The organism is Pinisolibacter sp. DMC100, assembly GCF_056313705.1.
Genome location: NZ_JBQUZT010000001.1, coordinates 338,371 through 361,089 on the forward strand (window position 1 = coordinate 338,371; position 22,719 = coordinate 361,089).

Consider the following 22,719-nt stretch of genomic DNA (forward strand, 5'->3'; position numbering starts at 1 on the left):
CGTTTTCCACGACCGGATGCCGTTCATGACCGCTGCCCTTTCGCCCGATGCCGTGCGCGCCCACCTCGCGACGATCGTCGGCGAGAAATACGTGCTCGCCGACGGACGCGACACCGAGCCCTATCTGACCGAGCCGCGCGGCCTCTACCGCGGCGCCACGGTCTGCGTGGTGTCGCCGAAGACCACGGCCGAGGTCGCCGCGATCCTGAAGTACGCCGACGACAACGGGCTGAAGATCGTGCCGCAGGGCGGCAACACCGGCCTCGTCGGCGGCCAGATCCCGTCGCAGAGCGGCGAGGAGATCGTGCTGTCGCTGAAGCGCATGGACGCGATCCGCGAGGTCGATCCGATCTCCGACACGATGACGGTCGAGGCCGGCGTCACCCTGCTGCGAGCCCAAGAGGCGGCCGAGGGTGTCGATCGCCTGTTCCCGCTGTCGCTGGCGGCGGAGGGCTCCTGCACCATCGGTGGAAACCTCTCGACCAACGCCGGCGGCACCCAGGTCGTCGCCTACGGCAACACCCGCGCGCTGGCGCTGGGTCTGGAGGTGGTGCTGGCCGACGGCCGGGTGATCAACGGCCTCGGCAAGCTGCGCAAGGACAACACCGGCTACGACCTGAAGCATCTCTTCATCGGCTCGGAGGGCACGCTCGGCATCATCACCGCCGCCGTGCTCGAACTGGTGCCGCGGCCGCGTGCCTTCGGTACCGCCATGGTGGCGCTGACCGATCCGGCCGGCGCGGTGTCGCTGCTCGAGGGCGCCAAGAAGACCTTCGGCAAGTCGCTGACCGGCTTCGAACTGCTGCCGCGCTTCGGCATCGAGCTCGTCCTCAAGCACCTGCCCGGCGCCCGCGACCCGATGGCCGACGTCTACGACTGGTACGCGCTGGTCGAGATCTCGACCGCCGAGGAAGAGGGCATCGGCGAGGACCTCGAGACCTGGCTCGGCGGCGCGATGGAAGAGGGCATCGTGCTCGACGCCGTCATCGCCGGCTCGCTCGACCAGCGGGCGCAGCTGTGGAAGCTGCGCGAGGCCATGTCCGAGGTGCAGGGCCACGAGGGTGGCTCGATCAAGCACGACGTCTCGGTGCCGATCGCCTCGGTGCCGGCGGTGATCGCCGAAGGCATCCGCGCCGCGGAGGACTTCATCCCCGGCATCCGCCCGGTGCCCTTCGGCCATCTCGGCGACGGCAACATCCATTTCAATTTCACCCAGCCGGTCGGTGCCGACAAGGCCGAGTACATCGCCAAATGGCACCAGCTGAACGAGCGGGTGCACGCGGTCGTCCTCGCCCACGGCGGCTCGGTGTCGGCCGAACACGGCATCGGCGCCCTGAAGCGCGAACTTCTCGCCGCGGTGAAAGATCCGGTCGCACTGGAAGTCATGCGTTCAGTGAAGAGCGCGCTCGACCCCAAGGGCACGCTCAATCCGGGCAAAGTGCTCTGAGGCGAGGTATTCCGGGCGCGACATCTGGTCGCGCGGCGATCGTTGCATCGCCAAGTCATGCATTTCTGCATGCCTGCCACGCGGGTCTTCCCGTATTGCGCCGGGAAGCGATCCGACTTATCCAAGACTGGTGAAGCGGTCGTCGCGATCGTTTCATAGCCCTCCTTGGGCGTTTCCTCCCTAGACTTGGGCCGCCGTCAGGCGGCCTTTTTTCTTTTGCGCCCCTGTTCTCTTGAACGGGTCGGCGAGGCGTGCTCTCCATCGGCCGGATCGAATGCCGCCGCCGAGGAGCCCGCCATGACCCGCCTGACCTTCCGCCGCCCCGACGACTGGCACGTCCATTTCCGCGACGGCCCGGCGATGCAGGCGGTGGTGCCGCACACGGCGCGGGCCTTCGGCCGGGCGATCGTCATGCCCAACCTGACCCCGCCGGTGACGACCACCGCGCTCGCCGCCGCCTATCGTGATCGGATCCTGGCCGCGGTGCCCGCGGGCGTCGCCTTCGAGCCGCTGATGACCGCCTATCTCACCGACGACAGCGACGGCGCCGACATCGTCGCCGGCCATGCGGCGGGCGTGATCACCGCGGTGAAGCTCTATCCGGCCCATGCCACGACCAATTCGCACTTCGGCGTCACCTCGATGGCCAAGGTCGCGCCGGTTCTGGCCGCCATGGAGAAGGCCGGCGTGCCGCTCCTCGTCCACGGCGAGGTGACGCGGGCCGACGTCGACGTCTTCGATCGCGAGGCGCGCTTCGTCGACGAGGTTCTGCCGGGCGTGCTGAAGGACTTCCCCGGCCTCAAGGTGGTGCTCGAACACGTGACGACCGCCGAGGGCGTGGACATCGTCAAGGCACATGCCGGCCGCATGGCCGGGACGATCACGCCGCAGCATCTGCTCTACGATCGCAACGAGCTCTTCCGCGGCGGCGTGCGCCCGCACATGTACTGCCTGCCGATCCTCAAGCGCGCGACCCACAAGGCGGCACTGCGCAGGGCGGCGATCGCCGGCGACGGACTGTTCTTCCTCGGCACCGACACCGCGCCGCACCTGCGCCACCTGAAGGAAGCCGCCTGCGGCTGTGCCGGCGTCTTCTCCGCCCCGACCGCGATCGAGGCCTATCTGAAGGTCTTCGAGGAGGAGGGTGCGCTCGACCGCTTCGAGACCTTCGCCTCGCTCGCCGGCCCGGCCTTCTACGGCCTCGCCCCCAACGACGAGCGGGTGACCTGGGAGAAGAAGCCGCGGCTCGTCGCCGAGGCGGTCGCGGTCGAGGGCCTGGGCGAGATCGTCACCCTCTTCGGCGGCGAGACGGTCGACTGGTCGCCCGTCGCCTGAGATCGGCGGAAATCGCGAGCGACCCACCCGAGCCATGCGTCCGGTGTTTCCCTTCCTCGTCGAAGGTCGGGGTCACGATGCGTCTGCCGGGCGATAGGATCGCGACGAAGCACAAAGCACGAAGCGGCACGGGCCGCTGCGCAGGGAGACGAGACGCATGACCGAGATGACCAACCGCACCTACGACGAGATCGCCATCGGCGAGACGGCGGAGGTGACCCGCGAGGTGACCCGCGACGACATCGCGCTGTTCGCGGCGGTGTCGGGCGACGTCAATCCGGCCCATCTCGACGAGGCCTATGCGACGGGGACGCGGTTCAAGGGCGTGATCATGCACGGCATGTGGTCGGGCGCGATCGTCTCGCGCCTGCTCGGCGTCCAGCTGCCGGGTCCGGGCACGATCTATCTGTCGCAGTCGCTCGCCTTCAAGCGCCCGGTCACCCCCGGCGACCGCATCACCTTCAAGGTGACGGCCAAGGAGAAGCGCGACGACAAGAAGATCGTCGTCTTCGACTGCGTCGCCGTGAACCAGGACGGCAAGGCGGTGGTCGAGGGCGAGGCCGTGGTCATCGCGCCGACCGACAAGCTGGTGCTCGACCAGCCGGCAGCGCCGGTGGTGACGGTTGCGACCGGCGGAGCGGCGGCGGCGACCTACGTGCCGCGGTGAGTTGATTCTCGGAGGCGAGACCATGCGCAGAACCGAACTCGATCTGATGCTCGCCGGCGTGCTCGGCGCGGCCGGCGTCGCCGACGCCGCGCTGTCGGCCCACGTCACGGCGGGCGGGCCGCTCGCCCAGGCGGCGGAGATCATGATGATCCACGCGGCGGCCATCGTCGGCCTCGTCGCCTATCGGCGCGGCGTCGTCGGGGCGCCGACGGCGGTCGGCAAGATCGCCCTGACCATGGGCCTCGCCGCCGCGCTCTTCGGCGCCGACGTGACGCTCTTCTCCTTCTCCGGCGCCCATCTCTTCCCGATGGCGGCGCCGATCGGCGGGGGGATCCTGATCGCCTCGTGGCTGGCGCTCTCCGTCCTGGTGGTGATCGAGCGGGTGCGCCACGGCGAGCCGCCGACCTGATCGGCGCACGGGCGTTTTCCTCCGCCGAAGGACCGATTGCAGTGCAACATGGGCTCGCGTAGGGTCCTGCCCGCTTCAATCCATTAGATCGGATTTCCGGGGAGATCTTCCATGACCATCCGTCCGCGTCGCAGCGTCCTCTACATGCCCGGTTCGAACGCGCGCGCGCTCGAGAAGGCCAAGACGCTGGCGACCGACGCCGTCATTCTCGACCTCGAGGATTCCGTCGCCCCCGACGCCAAGCTCGTGGCGCGCGAGCAGGTGGCGGCGATCGTCGAGGGCGGCGGCTTCGGCTCGCGCGAGGTGGTCGTCCGCGTCAACGGGCTCGCCGGCCCCTGGGGTCGCGACGACCTCGCGGCGGCCGTCGCGGTCGCCCCCGACGCCATCCTGATCCCCAAGGTGTCGAAGGCCGAGGACGTGTTCGAGGCGGTCGCCGAGCTCGATCGGCTCGGTGCGCCCGAGAGCGTCAAGATCTGGGCGATGTTCGAGACCCCGCTGGCGGTGCTGAACGCCCGCGAGATCGCGGCGGCCGCGAGCGTGAAGGAAGGCCGTCGCCTGACGGTCTTCGTGCTCGGCACCAACGATCTCGCCAAGGAGACCCGCGCCCGCTTCGTGCCCGGCCGCACCACCATGCTGCCCTGGCTGACGACGGCCATCGCCGCCGGCCGTGCCTTCGGCCTCGACGTCATCGACGGCGTCTACAACAACCTGTCGGATGCCGAGGGCTTCGCGGCGGAATGCGCCCAGGGCCGCGATCTCGGCATGGACGGCAAGACGCTGATCCACCCCAACCAGCTCGAGGTCGCCAACGCCACCTTCTCGCCGTCCGAGGCGGAAGTGGAGGCCGCGCGCAAGATCCTCGCCGCCTTCGCCCTGCCGGAAAACGCCTCCAAGGGCGTGATTTCGCTGGACGGACGGATGGTCGAGCGGCTTCATGCCGAGATGGCCGAACGCGTCGTCGCCATCGCCGACGCCATCGCCGCCAAGGCTTGAGGCAGTCCATCCATGAAGCTCTACCGCTATCTCACCGGTCCCGACGACAGCGCCTTCTGCAAGCGCGTCTCCGCCGCCCTCAACAAGGGCTGGCAGCTGGCGGGCAATCCGACGCTGACCTTCGATCCGGTGCAGGGGCGGGTGATCTGCGGCCAGGCGATCGTCAAGGACGTGCCGGGCGTCGCCTGGAACGACGACGTGACGCTGTCGGACTGGTGAGCGGGGGAACGTACCCGAGAATTGCGCGGGGCGGCCTCTGAGGCCGCCCTCGTCGTTTCTGGAGAGGCGGGGATCCGCCGGAACACAGTCGCCGCCGGAGACCCGTCTCAGCCGATCTCGCGCGCCGCCTCGGCGACCAGGATCGGCACGCCGTCGCGGATCGGGTAGGCCAGCTTGGCGACCGGCGAGATCAGCTCCTGCGCCGCCTCGTCGTATTCCAGCCGCCCCTTGGTCAGCGGGCAGACCAGCAGCTCGAGCAGTTTCGGATCGATCCGGCCGCGCCGGCGATCCTCGGGCTGGAACGCGTCGCTCATCGCGCCGTCTCCCTCATTGCAGTGGGCCGGTGGGGCCCCCGGCGGCGCCGAGAGACCGCTCGGTGATGGCGACCAGCAGGTTCGCCCGCTCCGCCACCGTGGTGGCCTCCAGCAGCGCCTGCTTCTCGCGCGGGCCGCAGGGCGACATCATCGCCAGTCCGTCGACCAGCGCCTCGTTGCCGGCCTCCGAGAAGGTCGAGCGGTCGATCTGCGGCGCGTTGGCCTCGAGCCAGGCGTCGAGCGTCGACAGCACCGCCTCGCGATCGACCAGATCCTCGCCGAGCCCCGGCGCGAAGTCGGCGGCGAAGGGCGCCGTGTCGAAGCGGCAGAGCCGATAGGGCGTGGTCGTCGCCAGTTCCTCGACGATGGTGAAACGGGCGACGCCGGTCAGGCCGATCGTCAGCCGCCCGTCGCCGGTCTCGCCCCACTGGGTGATGCGGCCGACGCAGCCGACCGCCTCCAGCGGCGGCCGCGACGCCACGGTGACGCGTCCGGCGTCGACCTTCGGCTGGATCATGCCGATCAGCCGGCTGCCCGAGAGCGCCGCCTCGACCATGGCGAGATAGCGCGGCTCGAAGATCATCAGCGGCAGCACCCGCCGCGGCAGCAGCAGCGCCCCCGCGAGCGGAAACACCGGCAGCACCGCGGGCAGATCGCCCGGACCGTCGTAGACCTCGTTGCCGGCGCGCGTCATCGGCCCGTCCTCAGGAGAAGAGAACCGAGGACAGTCGCCGACGCCCGTAGAGCGTCGCCGGATCCTTGGGGCCCCAGGCGTCGAAGAAGGTGAGGAGCTGCCGGCGCGCGCCGTCGTCGTTCCAGGTGCGGTCCTTGCGGAAGATCTGGATCAGATGGTCGACCGCCTCGTTGGGATGGCCCTTCGCGGCGAGCAGCAGGGCGAGATCGAAGCGGGCCTGATGATCGTCGGGATCGCGGGTGATCCGCGCCTCGAGCTCGGCGGCGTCGCCCAGGCTCGCGGTCTGCTCGGCGACCGCGATGCGCGCCTCGAGCGCCGCGACGCGCGGGTCCCTGGCGGCGGCCGGCGGCAGCGTCGCGAGGATCTGCTTCGCCTCGTCGATCTCGCCGGCGTCGACGCAGACGCCCGCCAGCCCGAGGGCCGCGTCGAGGTTCTCCGGGTCCTGCTGCAGGACGGCGGCGAAATACTGCGATGCCGTCTGCAGATCGCCGGCGGCGGCGGCGGTCACGCCTTCCGCGATCAGCTGATCGACCGGCGAGGGCGCCGCACCCGCGGTCAGCTTGTCGACGAAGGCCTTGATCTGGCTCTCCGGCACCGCGCCCATGAAGGCGTCGACCGGCTGGCCGCCCTTGAAGGCGACCACCGCCGGGATCGAGCGGATGCCCATCTGGCCCGCCACTTCCGGGTGGTGGTCGATGTTCATCTTGACGAGCTTCACCTTGCCCTTGGTCGCCCGCACCACCTTCTCGATCGCCGGGGCGAGCTGCTTGCACGGGCCGCACCACTCCGCCCAGAAGTCGACCAGTACCGGAACCTCCATCGAGGCGTCGATGACGTCCTTGACGAAGTCGCGGGTGGTGGTTTCGCGCACCGTGTCGTCACCGCCGACGGCCGTCGCCTGGGCGGGCTTGGCCGTGAGGCCGGGGGAGAAGGTGAAGCTGGGACCGGACATGGCGGGCTTTCTCGGGACGGACCGGTCGCACCGCGACGCGCGGGACCGGCGGATGGATCTTCGGCACTCAACATGGTGCGATCGGCGGCGTTCCGCAACGCCTCGCCCGCACGGCGAGGGCGCCCGCGTCAGTCTTCCGCGGCGATCTTGCCGTCCGACACGGCGGCGACCAGCGCCGGATGGCCTTCGGCCTCGAGGAAGCGGAGGAAGTCCTCGCGTCGGATCGCCGTCGTGGCGGTGTTCTCCAGCGGGTGGAAGTTGAGGATCTCGTGCTCTAACATGGCTGCGTCGACCACCACGGTGACGACCCGCTCGACGTCGTTGACGATGCCGAAGGGGGTCACCGAGCCGGGCGTGACGCCGAGCAGCTCCATCATCGGCTCCGGCTTGCAGAAGGTGACGCGGCCCGAGGCGCCGATCTTCTCGGAGATCGTCTTCAGGTCGATCGCCGCGTCGCCCTCGGCGGTGACGAGGAAGATCCGCCCCTTCTTGTCCTTGATGAAGAGGTTCTTGCTGTGGCCGCCCGGCAGCGCCGCCTTGATCGCGTGGCTCTCGGCCACGGTGAAGACGGCGGGATGATCGTGGGTCGTCGTCTCGATCCCGAGCGCGGCGAGGCGATCGAGGAGGTCGGCGCGGGAGAGCGGCATGACAGGGGTCCGAACATCGTCGTTGGCGGGTGGCCGGACCTTACGGGAAGCCCCGCCGCACTGGCAAGGCGGCCGCGCGCGCGACCGCGATGCATCCGCCCGCCCCTCGCCGCCCGTCGGGGGCACGAAATCGTCCTGCGCGCGGCCCGTCGTGCAATTTGCCGGCGCAACGGGCATCCCATTGAATTCGCTCATATTTGATTCCGGGCGACCTGTGGAAAACGCTTTCCCGGGCGATCTCGTGAAAAAAGGGGGTTGCCATGTGCCTCGGGCTTTGGCATAGAGGCGCCCGTCCGGCGGCGACGCCGGGCGGTACCCAGGATGCGGGTGTAGCTCAGGGGTAGAGCACAACCTTGCCAAGGTTGGGGTCGAGGGTTCAAATCCCTTCGCCCGCTCCATTTTCCCTCCTCGCGAGGGAATGTCGACAAGGCCGCCTTCGGGCGGCCTTCGTCGTTTCGGGGCTCTCGTCGAGGCCCGGACGGTGACCCGCCGTCCCGCCGCTCAGGCGAAATAGTCGGGTTCCATCTCGTGCAGCTTGTCGAGCAGGTCGGAGAGACCGTCGAGATGGGCGTCCATCAGGCGCCCGGCGCGCTCGGGATCGTGCGCCGCGATCGCCTCGACGATGCCGGCGTGTTCCTCGATCGCCCGGGCGATGCGATGCGGCCGCGGCAGGGTCAGCCGGCGATAGCGGTCGAGCTGCACCTTGATCTGCTCGATCATCGACCAGATCGTCGCATGGCCCGCCGTCGCGGCGATCGCCGCGTGCATCGCCTCGTCGGCGACGTGGAACGCCGCCGTGTCGCCGGCCGCCTCGGCCTCGCGCTGGCGCTCGACGATCGCCCGGAGGTTGGCGATCTCGCTGCCGAGCGCCTTTTCCGCCGCCATCGTCACCGTCTGCCGCTCGAGCGCCCGGCGCGCCAGGATGATGTCGGGCAGGACCGCCGCCGGGATGCGCGCGACGATCGTCCCCGACTTCGGCACGATCTCGACCAGCCGCTCGTCGGCGAGCCGGAGCAGCGCCTCGCGCACCGGCGTGCGGGAGACGCCGCAGTCGGCCGCGATCTCCTTCTCGTTGATCCACGAGCCGGGCAGGCGGCGCATCGACACGATCTCGTCGCGCAGACGCCGATGGATCGCCTGCGACGCGGTGCGCGCGCCGTCCTCGCTCGAGGAACCGTTGGTCATTCGTGACATCGAGATCCGCCTGCCGCCCCGTCGGGGGCTCGGTGAAGTGCTTTCCCGCCTGATTACAGCATCGCCGCCCGGCCGGCCAAGTCCGCACGGTCCCGTGGGAGGGCCGGTTACCGCATGCGAGGCCCCCGCCGCCGGGCGCGCGAGCCGTTGCCCGGAGGTCGATTCGCCGACAGGTGCGGACCGCGACAGATCCGCGGCGATCACGCGTGTCCGCCGCGTCGTCGTCGCGCTGCGCCGGGCCGCAACGTCGCGCTGCTTGATATGTATATCTGATATACAAGACCTATAGAAATACGATCCGATCGATCTATGCTTCACGCCGTCCACGATGGGACGTTTCAGACACCATCGAAAACGACGTCTTGCGTGCCATGCACAATAGAATAGACGATATTTGTTATTTCGACTGCGTATTCACGTATTGTTGTTCGATATGGTCAGGTGTAGATACTCGATCACCAAGAAGACGACGCCGCGGGCGGAACGAATCGGGAGGCCGAGAGCCTCTTTCGATGCGAGACTGCTCGCCCCGACGGCCAGCACGGCGCACGGCGCCGGGGAGAAGACGATGCCGAAAGCCCCGTTCCGATTCGTCGCGATGGGTGAATGCATGGTCGAGCTGCAGACGCGGCCCGACGGCACGATCACCCAGACCTTCGGCGGCGACACGTTCAACACCGCCGCCTATGTCGCCCGCCTCGGCCGCGACCACGGCGCCGCCGTCGACTACGTCACCGCCATCGGCGACGATCCCTTCTCCGACGAGATGGCCGCCTTCTGGCGGGCGAACGGCGTCGGCGACGGTCACGTCCTGCGCCGCCCCGGCCGCCGCCCCGGCCTCTATGCCATCCGCACCGATGCGCGAGGAGAGCGGCGCTTCTTCTACTGGCGCGGCGAGGCGGCCGTGCGCGAGTGTTTCGAGACCGAGGGCTCGGACGAGATGCTCGAAGCGCTCGGCGGCTTCGACATGGTCTATGTCAGCGGCATCTCGCTCGCCGTGCTGAAGCCCGCCAGCCGCGAGCGCCTGCTCGCCCGGCTGGAGGCGCTCGCCGCCGCCGGCACGGCCGTCGCCTTCGACTGCAACTGGCGTCCGATCCTGTGGGGATCCCCCGAAGAGGCCCGCGCCGTCTACGAGCGCGTCATCGCCGTCGCCCGCTACGTGCTGATGACGATCGAGGAACTGGCCGTGCTCGGTCTCGACCAGACCCACGAGGCGGCGATCCTCCGCTTCGGCGTCGCCGGTGCCCCGGAGGTCGTCGTCAAGGACGGCGCCGCTCCCTGCCTCGTCGTGCGCGGCGGCGTGTCGGAACTCGTCCCCGGCGTGCCCGACGTCGCCGTGGTCGACACCACCGCCGCCGGCGACAGCTTCTCCGCCGCCTGGCTGCTCGGCCGCGCCCTCGGGCTCGAGCCGGCGGAAGCGGCGCGGCGCGCCCATGTCGTCGCCGCCGCCGTCGTGCGTCACCGCGGCGCGATCATTCCCGAGGCCGAGACGCCGCGCGTCTTCGCCGACCTCGCCTGACCGTTCCCGTCGTCGAGACCCCACGCCGCCCGTCGCGGCGTGGCACCCGGCGGCGCAAGAAGACCGAAAGACCAAGACGACCGTATCTCGGAGGACCACACCATGCAGATCAAGAAAGCGATCGACCGCATCCCCGGCGGCCTCATGTTGGTACCGCTCCTGCTCGGAGCGCTGTGCAAGACCTTCTCGCCCGAAGCCGGCAAGTTCTTCGGCTCCTTCACCAACGGCCTGATCACCGGCACCGTGCCGATCCTCGCCGTGTGGTTCTTCTGCATGGGCGCGACGATCGATCTGCGCGCCACCGGCACGGTGCTGCGCAAGTCCGGCACGCTGGTGATCACCAAGATCCTCGTCGCCTGGGTCGCCACCGTGATCGCGGCGAAGTTCCTGCCGGTCGAAGGCATCCAGTCGGGCGTCTTCCTCGGCTTCTCGGCGCTCGCCATCTGCGCCGCCATGGACATGACCAACGGCGGTCTCTACGCCGCGATCATGCAGCAGTACGGCTCGAAGGAAGAAGCTTCCGCCTTCGTGCTGATGTCGGTCGAATCCGGTCCGCTGGTCTCGATGCTGATCCTCGGCGCCGCCGGCGTCGCCACCTTCGAGCCGCGTCTCTTCGTCGGCGCCGTGCTGCCCTTCCTGCTCGGCTTCGTGCTCGGCAACCTCGACAGCGACCTGCGCGAGTTCTTCGGCAAGGCCGTCCACACGCTGATCCCGTTCTTCGGCTTCGCGCTGGGCAACGGCATCGATCTCGCCGTCATCCTCAAGACCGGCCTCGGCGGCGTCATGCTCGGCGTCCTGGTGATCGTCATCACCGGCATCCCGCTGATCCTCGCCGACAAGCTGATCGGCGGCGGCAACGGTGCGGCCGGCCTCGCGGCCTCCTCCACCGCCGGCGCGGCGGTCGCCAACCCGATGATCATCGCCGAGATGGTCCCGGCCTTCAAACCGGCCGCCGCCGCCGCCACCTCGCTGGTCGCCGCCTCCTGCCTGATCACCGCGATCCTCGTGCCGATCCTGACCGGCATCTGGTCGAAGCGCTTCGCCAAGCCGGCGGAAGCCGCGGCCCCCGCACCCGCGGAGTGATCGAGACCCGCGCCGTCGCCCCCGGCGCGCATCCCGAACGGTCGCCCCCGGGCGACCGTTCCACCCCCGAACACCCGGCCGTCCGCGGCCGCCCTCCCCGGAGGCCGAAATCATGATCCTCTCCCGTCTCGCCCATCTCGACGCCGAGGCCGCGACCATCCCCGCCGCCGTGCTCGAGGGCCTTCGCTTCCTCGCCGCGACGGACTTCGAAAAGACCGCCCCCGGCCGCATCGACATCGACGGCGACCGCCTCTTCGCGCTGGTCCAGGACTATGCCAGCGCCCCCAAGGCCGAGCGCCGGGCCGAATCCCACGCCCGCTACATCGACATCCAGTACGTCGCCTCCGGCCGCGAACTGATCGGCTGGGCCCCGCTCGACGGCGCCGGCACGATCTCCGAAGACGCCTTCGCCGAACGCGACGTGCGCTTCTACGAGGCGCCCGCCGGCGAGACCGACTGCCTCGTCGAGGCCGGGTCCTACGCCGTCTTCTTCCCCTGGGACGTCCACCGTCCCGGCTGCGCCGCCGGCGCCTCGGCCCCGGTGCGCAAGGTCGTCGTCAAGATCCGCGCCTGACGCGCAAATCCCCCGAACAGGATCCGCCCGCTCCCGACGCGGCGGATCGGAGAAACGCCATGGACATCCGCTATTCCGCCAACCAGCGCGACTTCAAGCGCTGGACCACCGAGGAGATCCGCCAGGAGTTCCTGGTCGAGAACCTCTATCGCCCCGACGAGGTCGTCGCGGTCTATTCCCACGTCGACCGCATGGTGATCTTCGGCTGCATGCCGGTGACGAGCGCCGTGCCGCTCGACCGCGGCATCGAGGTGATGAAGAACTTCGGCACGAGCTACGTGCTCGAGCGCCGCGAACTCGGCCTCTTCAACCTCGGCGGCGACGGCGTCGTCCATGTCGACGACGAGACCTTCGAACTGACCCGCGGCGACTGCCTCTACGTCGCGCAGGGCTCGCGTTCGGTCGCCTTCTCCTCGAAGGACGGCGCCAAGCCCGCGAAGTTCTACATGGTCTCGGCGCCGGCCCATCGCCGGGCGAAGACCACCTTCATCCCGATCTCGGGCGCGAAGAAGAAGCCGCTCGGCGCGGTCGAGACCGCCAACAAGCGCGTCATCAACCAGTTCATCCACCCCGACGTGCTCGACACCTGCCAGCTGTCGATGGGCCTGACCGTGCTCGATCCCGGTTCGGTCTGGAACACCATGCCGGCCCACACCCACGAGCGGCGGATGGAGATCTACACCTATTTCGACATTCCCGAGGGCCAGGTGGTCTTCCACATGATGGGCGAGCCGACCGAGACCCGCCACATCGTGGTGCGCGAGGGCGATGCGGTGATCTCGCCGTCCTGGTCGATCCACGCCGGCGTCGGCACCGGTTCCTACGCCTTCATCTGGGCGATGGGCGGCGAGAACCAGACCTTCGACGACATGGACCATGTCGCCACCCCCGACCTGCGCTGAGCGCGACACGAGGACGAGATCATGACCCTTCCCTCCGCCTTCTCGCTCGCCGGCAAGGTCGCGCTGGTCACCGGCGCCTCCTACGGCATCGGCTTCGCGTTGGCCTCGGCGCTCGGCGAGGCCGGCGCCACCATCACCTTCTGCGACCTGAACCAGGACGCCGTCGACAAGGGCCTCGCCGCCTATGCCGCGGCGGGCCTGAAGGCCCACGGCTACGTCTGCGACGTCACCGACGAGGCCGGCGTCACCGCGATGGTTGCCCGGATCGCCGCCGAGGTCGGTCCGGTCGACGTGCTGGTCAACAACGCCGGCATCATCAAGCGCATCCCGATGCACGAGATGAAGGCCTCGGAGTTCCGCCAGGTGATCGACGTCGACCTGACGGCGCCCTTCATCGTCGCCAAGGCGGTGATCCCGTCGATGATGGCGCGCGGCGCCGGCAAGATCATCAACATCTGCTCGATGATGAGCGAGCTCGGCCGCGAGACCGTGTCGGCCTATGCCGCCGCCAAGGGCGGTCTCAAGATGCTGACCCGCAACATCGCCTCCGAGTACGGCGCCTTCGGCATCCAGTGCAACGGCATCGGCCCCGGCTACATCGAGACGCCGCAGACCGCGCCGCTCAGGACGCCCGGCCACCCGTTCGACGCCTTCATCCGCGCCAAGACGCCGGCCAACCGCTGGGGCACCACCGACGACCTCAAGGGCCCCGCGGTGTTCCTCGCCTCGTCGGCGTCGGACTTCGTCAACGGCCACGTCCTCTACGTCGACGGCGGCATCCTCGCCTACATCGGCAAGCAGCCGTGATGTTTCGGGGACGGGCGGCGACGCCCGTCCCCGCCCCTCGCTGACCCCGGGGGGACCCCCGTCCGGGACCGAGGGCCGCGCGGGCCCTCCTCCACCCATCCATCCATCGGTGCCGTTCCCTCCCGCTCCCGCGGAAGAACGATCGCGCACGCCAAGAAGACGGCCACCACGAGCCGTCGCCATCAGGAGAGAGAGATGAACGACCTGATCAGCACCCGCCGCGGCGCCCTCGCCGCTCTCGCCGCCACCGCCGCCGGCCTCGCCGTGACGGCCACGACCGTCCGTGCCGCCGAACCGGCGGCCGACGTCGCCGCCACCGTCGCCAAGCTGCGCGACGCGATGATCGGCGGCAAGGCCGAGGTCCTCGACGCGCTGCTGTCGGACCGGCTCGTCTACGTCCATTCCGACGCCCACGTCGACACCAAGGCGTCGCTGATCAAGTCGCTGGTCGGGTCGACCGCGATCAGGACGCTGACCTTCTCCGACCAGATCGTCGACGTGGTCGGCGACGACGCCATCGTCCGCCACACCTACGACTCCGACGTCGGCCAGCCCGACGGATCGGTGAAGACCGCCCATATCCGCGTGCTGCAGGTCTGGAAGCTCGACAAGGGCGCCTGGCGCCTGATCGCCCGCCAGTCGACGCCGCTCAAGTCCTGAACCCTGCCCTCGGGACGGGCGGCGACGCCCGTCCCCGCCCTCTCGCCCCCGAGGTCGTCATGAACACCGCCCGCGACGCCGCCATCGACGCGATTCTCGCGCTCGCCCCCGTCATTCCGGTTCTGGTGATCGACGATCCCGAACGCGCCCTCGGCCTCGGCCGTGCCCTCGTCGCCGGCGGCCTGCCGGCGCTCGAGGTGACGCTGCGCACCCCGCGGGCCCTCGACTGCATCGCCGCACTGGCCACGCTCCCCGGTGCCGTGGTCGGCGCCGGCACCGTGCTCGACGCCGCCGCGATCGACGCCGCGACCGCCGCCGGCGCCCGTTTCCTCGTCTCGCCGGGAACCTCGCCGCGCCTGCTCGACGCCGCCGAGAAGGCGCCCGTGCCGCTGCTGCCCGGCGTCGCCACCGCGAGCGAGGCGATGACCTTGGCCGAACGCGGCTGGACACGGCTGAAGTTCTTCCCGGCCGAGCAGATCGGCGGCGCCGGACATCTCAAGTCCCTCGCCTCGCCGCTGCCGCATCTCAGGTTCTGTCCGACCGGCGGCATCGGCGCGGCGAGCGCGCCGCGCTGGCTGGCACTGCCCAATGTGACTTGCGTCGGTGGCTCCTGGGTCGCCCCCGAGGACGCGATCGCGACGCGCGACTGGGCGCGCGTCGAACGCCTCGCCCGCGAGGCCACATCGCTCCGGGCCTGACGGCGGAGATCAGGTCGCGAAGACCTTGTCGAAGTCGGCGAAGCCCTTGATCTCGATCGGATTGCCCGACGGATCGCGGAAGAACATCGTCCGCTGTTCGCCCGGCTCGCCGGGGAAGCGGATGAAGGGCTCGATGTCGAAGACGACGCCCGCCGCCTGCAACCGGTCGGCGATCACCAGCCAGTCGTCGAGACCGAGCACCAGACCGAAATGCGGCATCGCCACCATGTGGTCGCCGACCCGGCCCGTCGGCGTCACCGCGAAGGGCCGGCCGAGATGCAACGAGATCTGGTGGCCGAAGAAGTCGAAGTCGACCCAGGTGTCGGTCGATCGCCCCTCGCGACAGCCCAGCACGCCGCCGTAGAAGTCCCGCGCCGCGTCGAGGTCGGTGACGTGATAGGCGAGATGGAAGAGCGACTTCATCGGCGAACCTCCGTGCGGTCGACCGGGCCGAGCCGAAATCATGGCACGACGGACGCGACCGCGCGAGAGGGGCTCGCCGTCACAGGCCGGCCGCCGCGGCCTTCGCCGCCTCGAACTCGCCGATCAGTCGGGCGCAGAGTTCGGCGGTCGTCGGCACGTCGGCGATCGAACCGACGCCCTGGCCGGCCGACCACACGGTCTTCCAGGCCTTGGCCTCGTTGTTCATGTCCATTTCGGCGTGCGACGGCAGATTGTCGGGATCGAACCCGGCGGCGACGATCGACGGGCGCAGGAAGTTGGCGTTCACGCCGCTGATCGCCGAGGTGTAGACGATGTCGGAGGCCTTGGCGCCGACGATCATCTGCTTGAAGCCCTCCGGCGCCATGCTCTCCTTCGTGGCGATGAAGCGGGTGCCGAGATAGGCGAGATCCGCCCCCATCATCCGCGCCGCGGCGATCTGCGCGCCGTCGGAGATCGCCCCGCCGAGCACGATCGTGCCGTCGAAGACCGAACGGATCTCGCGCAGCAGTGCGAAGGGGCTGAGCGTGCCGCCGTGACCGCCGGCCCCCGCCGCCACCGCGATGATGCCGTCGACGCCGGCCTCCGCCGCCTTCTCGGCATGGCGGCGGCCGATCACGTCGTGGAAGACGAGGCCGCCGTAGGAATGGACCGCGTCGACCACGTCCTTCACCGCGCCGAGCGAGGTGATGACCAGCGGCACCTTGCGCCTGACCGTCGTCTCGAGATCGGCCTTCAGCCGCACGTTCGAGCCGTGGACGATGAGATTGACGCCGAAAGGAGCGCTCGTTGCGTCGAGCCCGCTCTCGATCGCGTCGAGCCACGCCTCGTAGCCCTCGCCGGTGCGTTGGTTCAGCGCCGGAAACGTGCCGACGAGCCCGGCACGGCAGGCCTCGACCACCAGGTCGGGACCGGACACCAGGAACATCGGCGAGACGATCGCCGGCAGACGCAGACGGCCCGAAAAGGCGGCGGGCAAGGGCATGTGTCGATCTCCTCCGTGCCGCGCCGACCCCCCGCCGACGCGTTTTTCGGGAGACTGACATCGCCCCACCCTTTACGCAATCAGATTTACCATTACGGCATGTTCGTATCGCTGCCACGGCGCGATTCGCACGAGACCGCGCGACCGACGGAGGCTTCCCGCCCCCGAGCGCATCTCGAAGCCGAATGTGATGAAGCCACAGGTGATGAAGAACGCCCCGTCGATCCGGCCGTGACCGGACGATGGCCTCCCGGAAGGGATTCGAACCCCTGACCTACGGTTTAGGAAACCGTTGCTCTATCCTGCTGAGCTACCGGGAGGTCTCGTGCCGCGGTGTACGGGGCCGAACGTCGTCGCCGGCCCTCGCGTCTCGACGCGGGTCGAATAGCATGTTTCGTTCGATGGTGCAGCAGGAACGATGCCGCCGATGTCGCCCTTCCCGACGATCCCCCACCGACGTCGCCGCCCCCTCGCCGGGTGGTCGATGCGGCTCGTCGCGGCGGCTCTCGCCCTGGCGTCCACCGGTCCGACCCGCGCCGACGAGGCCCTCTGCCTCGACGGCCCGCGCGAACCGGTCCGGGCCGCAGCCGTTCTCGCCGGCGACGAGATCCGTCTCGCCGACGGGCGGATCCTGCGATTCGCCGGCGCCGAGGCGCCGCGTCCACCGCTCTCCGACACCCGCCCCGCCACCCGCGCCGCCGCCCTCCGTCTCGCCGCCGAGGCGTCCGCGGCGCTCGCCACGCGGGTCGAGGGGCGCGATCTCGAGGTCCTGGAGATCGGCGAAGATCGTTGGGGCCGACGGCTCGGCCATCTTGTCGACATCTCTGCCGGGCAATGGATCGACGGCGACCTCGTTTCGGACGGCCGGTTGCGCGCGATGCCGATCGCCGGCGACGGCACCTGCACCGCCGCGCTCCTCGTCCGCGAGGACGCGGCCCGTGCGGCCCGGCGCGGTCTGTGGGGCGAACCGCTCTTCGCGGTGCGTTCCGCCGACCACGCTCTGGTCGAACGGGTCGGGGACGTCGTCGTCGTGGAAGGCATCGTGCGGTCGGTCGGCCGGTCGCGCGGACGGACATGGCTGAACTTCGGCGAAGACATCGCGCGTGACTTCGCCGTGGTCATGAACGATAACGACCGGAGCCGGTTCGAACGCGCGGGGATCGCTCTCGACGACCTGAAGGGGCGTCGGGTCCGCGTCAGGGGCCTTCTCGGCCGCCGTGCCGAGGCTCCGCGGATGACGATCGACGATCCGATGGCGATCGAGCGCCTCGGGAGGTGAGGGTGTTGAGGAAGTCCGTCGCCGCATGTCAGACGAGGCATCGCGTCGTCCGCGCCGCATCAGCGGCACGGAGCACCGTCGTGCTCGTGCTGGTGGCGGCGCTCGCCGGTTGCGGCTCGGTCGGCATGCGCGACGAGATGATCTCTCAGCCCGGTCGCCCGCTGGTCGACAAGAGCCTGACGGCGCCGAAGTCCGACCCCGAACACGAGCGCATCGTCGCCTCCTACGGCGGGCTCTACGACGACCCGGCCGCCGCCCAGGCGGTGGCGCGCGCCGTCGGCCGCCTCGTCGCGGCCTCCGACGATCCGGCCCAGTCCTACCGCATCACCATCCTGAACTCGCAGGCGATCAACGCCTTCGCCCTGCCGAGCGGCAATCTCTACGTGACGCGCGGCCTCCTGGCGCTCGCCGACGACACCTCGGAAGTCGCCGCGGTGATCGCCCACGAGATGGCCCACGTCACCACCCGCCACGCCGCCGCCCGCGCCCGCCGCGCCGAGGCGGCGAGCGAGGTCAACCGCGTCGTCGCCAACGTCATGCAGGATCAGGACGCCCAGCGTCTGGCGCTCGCCTCGACCCAGCTGTCGCTCGCCCGGTTCAGTCAGGTGCAGGAGCTCGAGGCCGACGCCATCGGCATCCGCACCCTCGCCAAGGCCGGTTTCGACCCCTTCGCCTCGTCGCGCTTCCTGTCGTCGATGGCACGCTTCGCCGACTATCGGGCGATGCGCGGCGCGGCGGGTGCCTCGCGCAATCCCGACTTCCTGTCGAGCCACCCCTCGACGCCCGAGCGCATCGCCTTCGCCGTCCGCGCCGCCCGCGAGATCGGCGCGCCGGGCATCGGCGAGCAGGAGAAGGACCAGTATCTGCTCGGCCTCGACGGCATGGTCTTCGGCGACGACCCGACCGAAGGCTTCGTCCGCGGCCGTGCCTTCCTGCACAAGGGCCTCGGCATCCAGTTCACCGTGCCGCAGGGCTACGTGCTGGAGAACACCACCAAGGCGGTGCTCGGCACCGACCAGACCGGCACCGCCATGCGCTTCGACGGCGTCGCGCTGCCGCCCGAGACCTCGCTGGTCGACTATCTCGGCACCGGCTGGGTCAACGGTCTCGAGACGGCGTCGATCAAGGTGTCGAACGTCGGCGAGTTCCCGACCGCGGTCGCTACCGCCCGAGCCGACGGCTGGATCTTCCAGATCGGCCTGCTGCGCAAGGGCCAGACGGTGTTCCGCTTCATCTTCGCCGCCCAGGAGGGTCAGGCGAACCTCGAGACGGCGCTCGCCGAGAGCATGGCGAACTTCCGCAAGCTGACGCCCGAGGAATCGGCGCGGCTGCGCCCGCTCCACCTGCGGGTGATCCGGGTCAAGGCGGGCGACACGATCGAGCATCTCGCCGAGCAGATGACCGGCGTCGATCGCAAGATCGAGCTCTTCCGCATCCTCAACGGCCTCGGCTCGAACGACGCGCCGGAAGTCGGCCGGCTGGTCAAGGTCGTCAGCGAATCCTGACGCCGCCCGTCGGTTTCCGCCGCCGACGTGCGAAGGCCGGAGGCGTTTCCGCCCCCGGCCTCGAATGTCTCGTCGATCGGTCGCGCGACGCGCCTCACACGAAGGCGGCGCGATCGGGATCGCGGGCGAGCAGGGCCGCCTTCAGCTTCTCCAGCGCCCGCGCCTCGATCTGGCGCACACGTTCCTTCGAGATGCCGAGCCGCCGACCGATGGTCTCGAGCGTCTCGCCCTCCTCGCGCAGGCGGCGTTCGCGCACGATCGCCAGCTCGCGCTCGTCGAGCACGCCGAGCGCGTCGGTGAGCCAGGCGGTGCGACGATCGCCGTCGATCGTCTCCTCGACCGTCTCGTCGATCGCCGGAGCACCGGAGGCGAGCGAATCCTGCCGCTCGGCGCCGTCCTCCTCGCGGTCGAAGGCGGGCGCGTTGAGCGACGTGTCGGGGCCGGAGAGCCGCGCCGCCATCGCCTCGACGTCGGCCAGCGACACGCCGAGCTCCTCGGCGATCTCGCGATGCAGCGCCGCCTCGCCGATGTCGCCCTTCTCGGCCATGAGCCGGGCGCGGATTCGGCGCAGGTTGAAGAACAGCGCCTTCTGGTTCGACGAGGTGCCGCCGCGCACGATCGACCAGTTGCGCAGCACGTGGTCCTGGATCGCCGCGCGGATCCACCACGCCGCATAGGTCGAGAAGCGCACGTCGCGTTCCGGCTCGAAGCGGGAGGCCGCCTCGAGCAGGCCGACATGGCCTTCCTGCACCAGATCGGAGTGATTGAGGCCGTAGCGGCGGAACTTCGCCGCCATGGCGATCACCAGACGCATGTGCGAGGCGGTCAGGCGGTGGAGCGCCGCCTCGTCGCCGTTCTCGCGCCAGCGGATCGCCAGCTGACGCTCCTCCTCGCGCTCGAGGAAGGGTGCGTCCATGGCCGCCCTGACCAGGCGGCGCCGCTCGCTCGTCGCATACGCCATGCCCATCGCTCCTCTCGCCTCGGCTCATCGCTATCGATCGAACCGATCGTTCTTGGATGAACAATAGATAGCATCGATATCGACGCGGCGGGATAGGTATATTGCCGGTGGCAACGCATGCCGTCCATGCGATTCGCGAATGCCTCGCAATGACGTGAACACCCGTGACGCCGCTCGATCGGGTCCCCGCCGGCCCCCTCGCGGGCCCGAGACGAAAAAAAGGGGCCGATCGCTCGGCCCCTCGCTGAACTCCCGTCTGGACGGCGACCGATCAGGCCGCCTCTTCCTGCTCGTCTTCCATGCCGAAGTCGGCGTCGGCGTCGGCTTCCGCCTCGGCGCCGGCCTCGTCGGCCTTGGCGACGCGACGCGGGTTCTTCTGCAGATTGGCTTCGATCTGACGGATCGCCTCGGTCTCCGAGATGCGGTCGACGGCGGCGACTTCACGCGCCATGCGGTCGAGAGCCGCCTCGTAGAGCTGACGCTCCGAATAGGACTGCTCGGGCTGGGTGTCGGCGCGATAGAGGTCGCGGACCACCTCGGCGATCGCGACGAGATCGCCGGAGTTGATCTTGGCCTCGTATTCCTGCGCGCGGCGCGACCACATGGTGCGCTTCACCCGGGCACGACCCTTCACCGTCTCGAGCGCCTTCTTGACCACCGCGGTCTCGGACAGCTTGCGCATGCCGACGGCGGCGATCTTGGAGACCGGGACGCGGAGCGTCATCTTGTCCTTCTCGAAGGAGATGACGAAGAGCTCCAGCTTGTAACCGGCGATCTCCTGTTCCTCGATCGAGGTGATCTGGCCGACACCATGGGCCGGGTAGACGATGTGCTCGCCGGCCTTGAATCCGTTGCGGGTCTGGGACGTCTTCTTGATGGGGGTGGTGGCCATACGCCCGATACTCCTGGTCTATCGGCCCCGCCCGGGGCTCGAAGAAACGACGTCGCACCATCCGATGCGGACGCGAGGCGCGTCGCGATCGGATCGTCGCGGACACGTCCACCGCCCCGAGAACACCGGGGCCCGATGGACGCGATCACTCGATTGTCAGCCGGTTCGTCGTATGCTCTCCCGCCCGATCGTCGGGTGCGGAGCGAAGAAATCCTTCGTCTCGGTCGAGGGGCGGCGGGAGGCCGTCACGGTCCGAGACCAATCGATGATCCTGACGATCATTCGGGGAGCTCCGCTGGGGAGAAGCCGGTGGGAAAACGACTGAGGGATATTGCATACCACAAAATCCCCGATCATGAAAGCGGTACGATCGCCCGACTCGCGTGCCGGGCGAATCGTCTCTTCAGGCGATTCCCCGATCTTCAGACAAACTGTCGGTTTTCCGCCGTCGGCCGTGGCCGCCGCGCCGTCTTCGCACATGCGAACGGCGGCCCCTCGCGGGACCGCCGTCCATGGATTCGGTCGACCGAGACGTTTCGACGCACCCCGGCGAGCCTGCGCCCGCGCCCCGTGAGTCGTTCGCCTCGGATCTCGCTCAATCGCCCTCGCCGGGCGACGTCTCGGTTCAGTCGCCCTCGCCGGGCCAATTCTTCGTTCAGTCGCCCTCGCCGGGCTCCGGCGAGAAGAACTTCTCGAGCTTGCCGGTCTGGCCGTCGAAGTCCTTGGCGTCCGGCGCGTGGTCGCGCTTGGAGGTCAGGTTCGGCCACTTCTGGGCGTATTCCGAGTTGAGGGCGAGCCACTTGTCGAGGCCGCTCTCGGTATCCGGCTTGATCGCCTCGGCCGGGCACTCGGGCTCGCAGACGCCGCAGTCGATGCACTCGTCGGGGTGAATGACGAGCATGTTCTCGCCTTCGTAGAAGCAGTCGACCGGGCAGACTTCGACGCAGTCGGTGTACTTGCACTTGATGCAGTTGTCGGTGACCACGTAGGTCATGTCGCAATCCTCTCGGGCTCGAGGCTCCGGCGCGGGCCGGCGGAGCGCCCCTCGGGCTGGAACGCTTCGAAGTTGCTCTCGGGATCGGGGTTAGCCGAGGTCGCGCCTTCGCGCAAGCATGCGATCGTCGGGAAGGGCGAACTTCACGCCCCGTTCAGCCCTCGTCGCCGTCGGTCAGCCGATCGATCGCCCGCCGCTCGCGTTTGGTCGGCCGCCCGGCGCCCGCCTCGCGCGTGCCCAGGACGACGCTCTCCACCCGCGGCTCGCGCGGCGGAGGCGGCGGGCTCAAATCCTCGTAGAGGCGGCTCGCCACCTCGGCCGAACCGCGATGGTCGACGAAGCCGAGGATCTTCAGGACACGGACGCGGCCCGGCAGCGTCACCGTCAGCACCTGACCGGCCTTGACCACCGCCCCGGCCTTGGTCTCGCGCGCGCGGTCGACGCGGACGTGTCCGCCCTCGACCAGCGCCTTGGCGAACTCGCGGGTCTTCACCACGCGAGCATGCCAGATCCAACGGTCGATGCGCTGCCGATCGTGTTCCATGCAC

At 69.5% G+C, this 22,719-nt stretch carries 26 protein-coding genes and 2 tRNA genes; 16 read left to right on the forward strand and 12 right to left on the reverse strand.

Going from position 1 to position 22,719, the window contains the following annotated elements; translation table 11 throughout:
- The first annotated feature begins 25 nt into the window (after positions 1-25).
- From ACT541_RS01645 to ACT541_RS01670, 6 genes are all read left to right on the forward strand, one after another.
- Complete coding sequence (locus ACT541_RS01645; protein ID WP_476133773.1) at positions 26-1,447, forward strand: FAD-binding oxidoreductase; 1,422 nt, start codon at positions 26-28, stop codon at positions 1,445-1,447.
- A 297-nt stretch (positions 1,448-1,744) separates the two neighbouring features.
- Complete coding sequence (gene pyrC / locus ACT541_RS01650) at positions 1,745-2,782, forward strand: dihydroorotase (RefSeq protein ID WP_476133775.1); 1,038 nt, start codon at positions 1,745-1,747, stop codon at positions 2,780-2,782.
- Between the two features lie 157 nt (positions 2,783-2,939).
- Positions 2,940-3,449 (forward strand): MaoC/PaaZ C-terminal domain-containing protein, encoded by a 510-nt coding sequence (locus ACT541_RS01655; protein WP_476133776.1) that lies wholly within the window; start codon positions 2,940-2,942, stop codon positions 3,447-3,449.
- A gap of 22 nt (positions 3,450-3,471) precedes the next feature.
- Complete coding sequence (locus ACT541_RS01660) at positions 3,472-3,858, forward strand: DUF423 domain-containing protein (protein ID WP_476133777.1); 387 nt, start codon at positions 3,472-3,474, stop codon at positions 3,856-3,858.
- A 111-nt stretch (positions 3,859-3,969) separates the two neighbouring features.
- Positions 3,970-4,851, forward strand: coding sequence for an HpcH/HpaI aldolase/citrate lyase family protein (locus ACT541_RS01665; RefSeq protein ID WP_476133778.1), 882 nt, complete (start codon positions 3,970-3,972; stop codon positions 4,849-4,851).
- Positions 4,852-4,863: 12 nt separating this feature from the next.
- Positions 4,864-5,070: a DUF1737 domain-containing protein gene (locus ACT541_RS01670; RefSeq protein WP_476133780.1), complete on the forward strand. Its 207-nt coding sequence runs from the start codon at positions 4,864-4,866 to the stop codon at positions 5,068-5,070.
- Between the two features lie 107 nt (positions 5,071-5,177).
- On the opposite strand, the gene ACT541_RS01675 is transcribed toward ACT541_RS01670, so the two are convergent.
- From ACT541_RS01675 to ACT541_RS01690, 4 genes are all read right to left on the reverse strand, one after another.
- On the reverse strand, positions 5,178-5,384 hold the full coding sequence (locus tag ACT541_RS01675; RefSeq protein ID WP_476133781.1) for a Trm112 family protein: 207 nt from the start codon (positions 5,382-5,384) through the stop codon (positions 5,178-5,180).
- A gap of 13 nt (positions 5,385-5,397) precedes the next feature.
- The gene (locus ACT541_RS01680) at positions 5,398-6,078 is read right to left on the reverse strand and encodes an LON peptidase substrate-binding domain-containing protein (RefSeq protein WP_476133783.1); all 681 of its coding nucleotides are present in this window, start codon (positions 6,076-6,078) and stop codon (positions 5,398-5,400) included.
- Positions 6,079-6,088: 10 nt separating this feature from the next.
- A complete protein-coding gene (gene trxA / locus ACT541_RS01685) occupies positions 6,089-7,030 on the reverse strand; it encodes a thioredoxin (protein WP_476133785.1) in 942 nt (313 codons plus the stop codon).
- Between the two features lie 128 nt (positions 7,031-7,158).
- A complete protein-coding gene (locus ACT541_RS01690; protein ID WP_476133786.1) occupies positions 7,159-7,677 on the reverse strand; it encodes a prolyl-tRNA synthetase associated domain-containing protein in 519 nt (172 codons plus the stop codon).
- A 323-nt stretch (positions 7,678-8,000) separates the two neighbouring features.
- Between ACT541_RS01690 and ACT541_RS01695 the strand changes: the two genes are divergently transcribed.
- Positions 8,001-8,075: transfer RNA gene (locus ACT541_RS01695), tRNA-Gly, on the forward strand.
- A 103-nt stretch (positions 8,076-8,178) separates the two neighbouring features.
- On the opposite strand, the gene ACT541_RS01700 is transcribed toward ACT541_RS01695, so the two are convergent.
- Positions 8,179-8,862 (reverse strand): GntR family transcriptional regulator, encoded by a 684-nt coding sequence (locus tag ACT541_RS01700; RefSeq protein ID WP_476133788.1) that lies wholly within the window; start codon positions 8,860-8,862, stop codon positions 8,179-8,181.
- Between the two features lie 577 nt (positions 8,863-9,439).
- Here ACT541_RS01700 and ACT541_RS01705 point away from each other — a divergent pair.
- The 7 genes from ACT541_RS01705 to eda all read left to right on the forward strand — a co-directional run bounded on the left by ACT541_RS01705 (position 9,440) and on the right by eda (position 15,114).
- A complete protein-coding gene (locus ACT541_RS01705) occupies positions 9,440-10,390 on the forward strand; it encodes a sugar kinase (protein ID WP_476133789.1) in 951 nt (316 codons plus the stop codon).
- A gap of 102 nt (positions 10,391-10,492) precedes the next feature.
- On the forward strand, positions 10,493-11,473 hold the full coding sequence (kdgT, locus tag ACT541_RS01710; protein ID WP_476133790.1) for a 2-keto-3-deoxygluconate transporter: 981 nt from the start codon (positions 10,493-10,495) through the stop codon (positions 11,471-11,473).
- 112 nt (positions 11,474-11,585) lie between these two features.
- Complete coding sequence (locus ACT541_RS01715) at positions 11,586-12,047, forward strand: NanQ anomerase/TabA/YiaL family protein (RefSeq protein WP_476133792.1); 462 nt, start codon at positions 11,586-11,588, stop codon at positions 12,045-12,047.
- A 59-nt stretch (positions 12,048-12,106) separates the two neighbouring features.
- Positions 12,107-12,949, forward strand: a complete 843-nt coding sequence (gene kduI / locus ACT541_RS01720) for a 5-dehydro-4-deoxy-D-glucuronate isomerase (protein ID WP_476133794.1) — start codon at positions 12,107-12,109, stop codon at positions 12,947-12,949.
- A 21-nt stretch (positions 12,950-12,970) separates the two neighbouring features.
- Complete coding sequence (locus tag ACT541_RS01725) at positions 12,971-13,756, forward strand: gluconate 5-dehydrogenase (protein WP_476133795.1); 786 nt, start codon at positions 12,971-12,973, stop codon at positions 13,754-13,756.
- A gap of 195 nt (positions 13,757-13,951) precedes the next feature.
- Positions 13,952-14,416 carry a nuclear transport factor 2 family protein gene (locus ACT541_RS01730; protein WP_476133797.1) on the forward strand — a complete coding sequence of 155 codons (465 nt, stop codon included), beginning with the start codon at positions 13,952-13,954 and terminating at the stop codon, positions 14,414-14,416.
- A 59-nt stretch (positions 14,417-14,475) separates the two neighbouring features.
- The gene (eda, locus tag ACT541_RS01735; RefSeq protein ID WP_476133799.1) at positions 14,476-15,114 is read left to right on the forward strand and encodes a bifunctional 4-hydroxy-2-oxoglutarate aldolase/2-dehydro-3-deoxy-phosphogluconate aldolase; all 639 of its coding nucleotides are present in this window, start codon (positions 14,476-14,478) and stop codon (positions 15,112-15,114) included.
- A 9-nt stretch (positions 15,115-15,123) separates the two neighbouring features.
- Here eda and ACT541_RS01740 read toward each other — a convergent pair whose 3' ends face one another.
- From ACT541_RS01740 to ACT541_RS01750, 3 genes are all read right to left on the reverse strand, one after another.
- Entirely contained in the window at positions 15,124-15,537 is a 414-nt protein-coding gene (locus tag ACT541_RS01740; RefSeq protein ID WP_476133800.1) for a VOC family protein, read from the reverse strand.
- Between the two features lie 79 nt (positions 15,538-15,616).
- Positions 15,617-16,540 carry an NAD(P)H-dependent flavin oxidoreductase gene (locus ACT541_RS01745; RefSeq protein WP_476133801.1) on the reverse strand — a complete coding sequence of 308 codons (924 nt, stop codon included), beginning with the start codon at positions 16,538-16,540 and terminating at the stop codon, positions 15,617-15,619.
- A 243-nt stretch (positions 16,541-16,783) separates the two neighbouring features.
- Positions 16,784-16,860, reverse strand: a tRNA-Arg gene (locus ACT541_RS01750).
- A gap of 164 nt (positions 16,861-17,024) precedes the next feature.
- Here ACT541_RS01750 and ACT541_RS01755 point away from each other — a divergent pair.
- Positions 17,025-17,819: a thermonuclease family protein gene (locus ACT541_RS01755; protein WP_476133803.1), complete on the forward strand. Its 795-nt coding sequence runs from the start codon at positions 17,025-17,027 to the stop codon at positions 17,817-17,819.
- A gap of 80 nt (positions 17,820-17,899) precedes the next feature.
- Positions 17,900-19,324: a M48 family metalloprotease gene (locus ACT541_RS01760; RefSeq protein ID WP_476133804.1), complete on the forward strand. Its 1,425-nt coding sequence runs from the start codon at positions 17,900-17,902 to the stop codon at positions 19,322-19,324.
- A gap of 94 nt (positions 19,325-19,418) precedes the next feature.
- Here ACT541_RS01760 and ACT541_RS01765 read toward each other — a convergent pair whose 3' ends face one another.
- The 4 genes from ACT541_RS01765 to ACT541_RS01780 all read right to left on the reverse strand — a co-directional run bounded on the left by ACT541_RS01765 (position 19,419) and on the right by ACT541_RS01780 (position 22,715).
- Positions 19,419-20,285, reverse strand: a complete 867-nt coding sequence (locus ACT541_RS01765; protein WP_476133805.1) for an RNA polymerase factor sigma-32 — start codon at positions 20,283-20,285, stop codon at positions 19,419-19,421.
- A 271-nt stretch (positions 20,286-20,556) separates the two neighbouring features.
- Positions 20,557-21,177: a CarD family transcriptional regulator gene (locus ACT541_RS01770; RefSeq protein WP_476133806.1), complete on the reverse strand. Its 621-nt coding sequence runs from the start codon at positions 21,175-21,177 to the stop codon at positions 20,557-20,559.
- A gap of 655 nt (positions 21,178-21,832) precedes the next feature.
- Positions 21,833-22,171 carry a ferredoxin FdxA gene (gene fdxA / locus ACT541_RS01775; RefSeq protein ID WP_476133808.1) on the reverse strand — a complete coding sequence of 113 codons (339 nt, stop codon included), beginning with the start codon at positions 22,169-22,171 and terminating at the stop codon, positions 21,833-21,835.
- A 154-nt stretch (positions 22,172-22,325) separates the two neighbouring features.
- Positions 22,326-22,715 (reverse strand): RNA-binding S4 domain-containing protein, encoded by a 390-nt coding sequence (locus ACT541_RS01780; RefSeq protein WP_476133809.1) that lies wholly within the window; start codon positions 22,713-22,715, stop codon positions 22,326-22,328.
- Between the last annotated feature and the right edge of the window lie 4 nt (positions 22,716-22,719).

Coding starts and splice junctions, on each gene's coding strand:
- ACT541_RS01730 (WP_476133797.1), top strand. CDS start 13,952: ATGAACGACCTGATCAGCACCCGCCGCGGCGCCCTCGCCGCTCTCGCC.
- eda (WP_476133799.1), top strand. CDS start 14,476: ATGAACACCGCCCGCGACGCCGCCATCGACGCGATTCTCGCGCTCGCC.
- ACT541_RS01780 (WP_476133809.1), bottom strand. CDS start 22,715: ATGGAACACGATCGGCAGCGCATCGACCGTTGGATCTGGCATGCTCGC.
- ACT541_RS01715 (WP_476133792.1), top strand. CDS start 11,586: ATGATCCTCTCCCGTCTCGCCCATCTCGACGCCGAGGCCGCGACCATC.
- trxA (WP_476133785.1), bottom strand. CDS start 7,030: ATGTCCGGTCCCAGCTTCACCTTCTCCCCCGGCCTCACGGCCAAGCCC.
- ACT541_RS01745 (WP_476133801.1), bottom strand. CDS start 16,540: ATGCCCTTGCCCGCCGCCTTTTCGGGCCGTCTGCGTCTGCCGGCGATC.
- ACT541_RS01660 (WP_476133777.1), top strand. CDS start 3,472: ATGCGCAGAACCGAACTCGATCTGATGCTCGCCGGCGTGCTCGGCGCG.
- ACT541_RS01675 (WP_476133781.1), bottom strand. CDS start 5,384: ATGAGCGACGCGTTCCAGCCCGAGGATCGCCGGCGCGGCCGGATCGAT.
- ACT541_RS01755 (WP_476133803.1), top strand. CDS start 17,025: ATGCGGCTCGTCGCGGCGGCTCTCGCCCTGGCGTCCACCGGTCCGACC.
- ACT541_RS01655 (WP_476133776.1), top strand. CDS start 2,940: ATGACCGAGATGACCAACCGCACCTACGACGAGATCGCCATCGGCGAG.
- ACT541_RS01690 (WP_476133786.1), bottom strand. CDS start 7,677: ATGCCGCTCTCCCGCGCCGACCTCCTCGATCGCCTCGCCGCGCTCGGG.
- pyrC (WP_476133775.1), top strand. CDS start 1,745: ATGACCCGCCTGACCTTCCGCCGCCCCGACGACTGGCACGTCCATTTC.
- ACT541_RS01645 (WP_476133773.1), top strand. CDS start 26: ATGACCGCTGCCCTTTCGCCCGATGCCGTGCGCGCCCACCTCGCGACG.
- ACT541_RS01725 (WP_476133795.1), top strand. CDS start 12,971: ATGACCCTTCCCTCCGCCTTCTCGCTCGCCGGCAAGGTCGCGCTGGTC.
- ACT541_RS01700 (WP_476133788.1), bottom strand. CDS start 8,862: ATGACCAACGGTTCCTCGAGCGAGGACGGCGCGCGCACCGCGTCGCAG.
- ACT541_RS01680 (WP_476133783.1), bottom strand. CDS start 6,078: ATGACGCGCGCCGGCAACGAGGTCTACGACGGTCCGGGCGATCTGCCC.
- ACT541_RS01765 (WP_476133805.1), bottom strand. CDS start 20,285: ATGGCGTATGCGACGAGCGAGCGGCGCCGCCTGGTCAGGGCGGCCATG.
- ACT541_RS01770 (WP_476133806.1), bottom strand. CDS start 21,177: ATGGCCACCACCCCCATCAAGAAGACGTCCCAGACCCGCAACGGATTC.
- fdxA (WP_476133808.1), bottom strand. CDS start 22,171: ATGACCTACGTGGTCACCGACAACTGCATCAAGTGCAAGTACACCGAC.
- ACT541_RS01665 (WP_476133778.1), top strand. CDS start 3,970: ATGACCATCCGTCCGCGTCGCAGCGTCCTCTACATGCCCGGTTCGAAC.
- ACT541_RS01705 (WP_476133789.1), top strand. CDS start 9,440: ATGCCGAAAGCCCCGTTCCGATTCGTCGCGATGGGTGAATGCATGGTC.
- ACT541_RS01670 (WP_476133780.1), top strand. CDS start 4,864: ATGAAGCTCTACCGCTATCTCACCGGTCCCGACGACAGCGCCTTCTGC.
- kduI (WP_476133794.1), top strand. CDS start 12,107: ATGGACATCCGCTATTCCGCCAACCAGCGCGACTTCAAGCGCTGGACC.
- kdgT (WP_476133790.1), top strand. CDS start 10,493: ATGCAGATCAAGAAAGCGATCGACCGCATCCCCGGCGGCCTCATGTTG.
- ACT541_RS01740 (WP_476133800.1), bottom strand. CDS start 15,537: ATGAAGTCGCTCTTCCATCTCGCCTATCACGTCACCGACCTCGACGCG.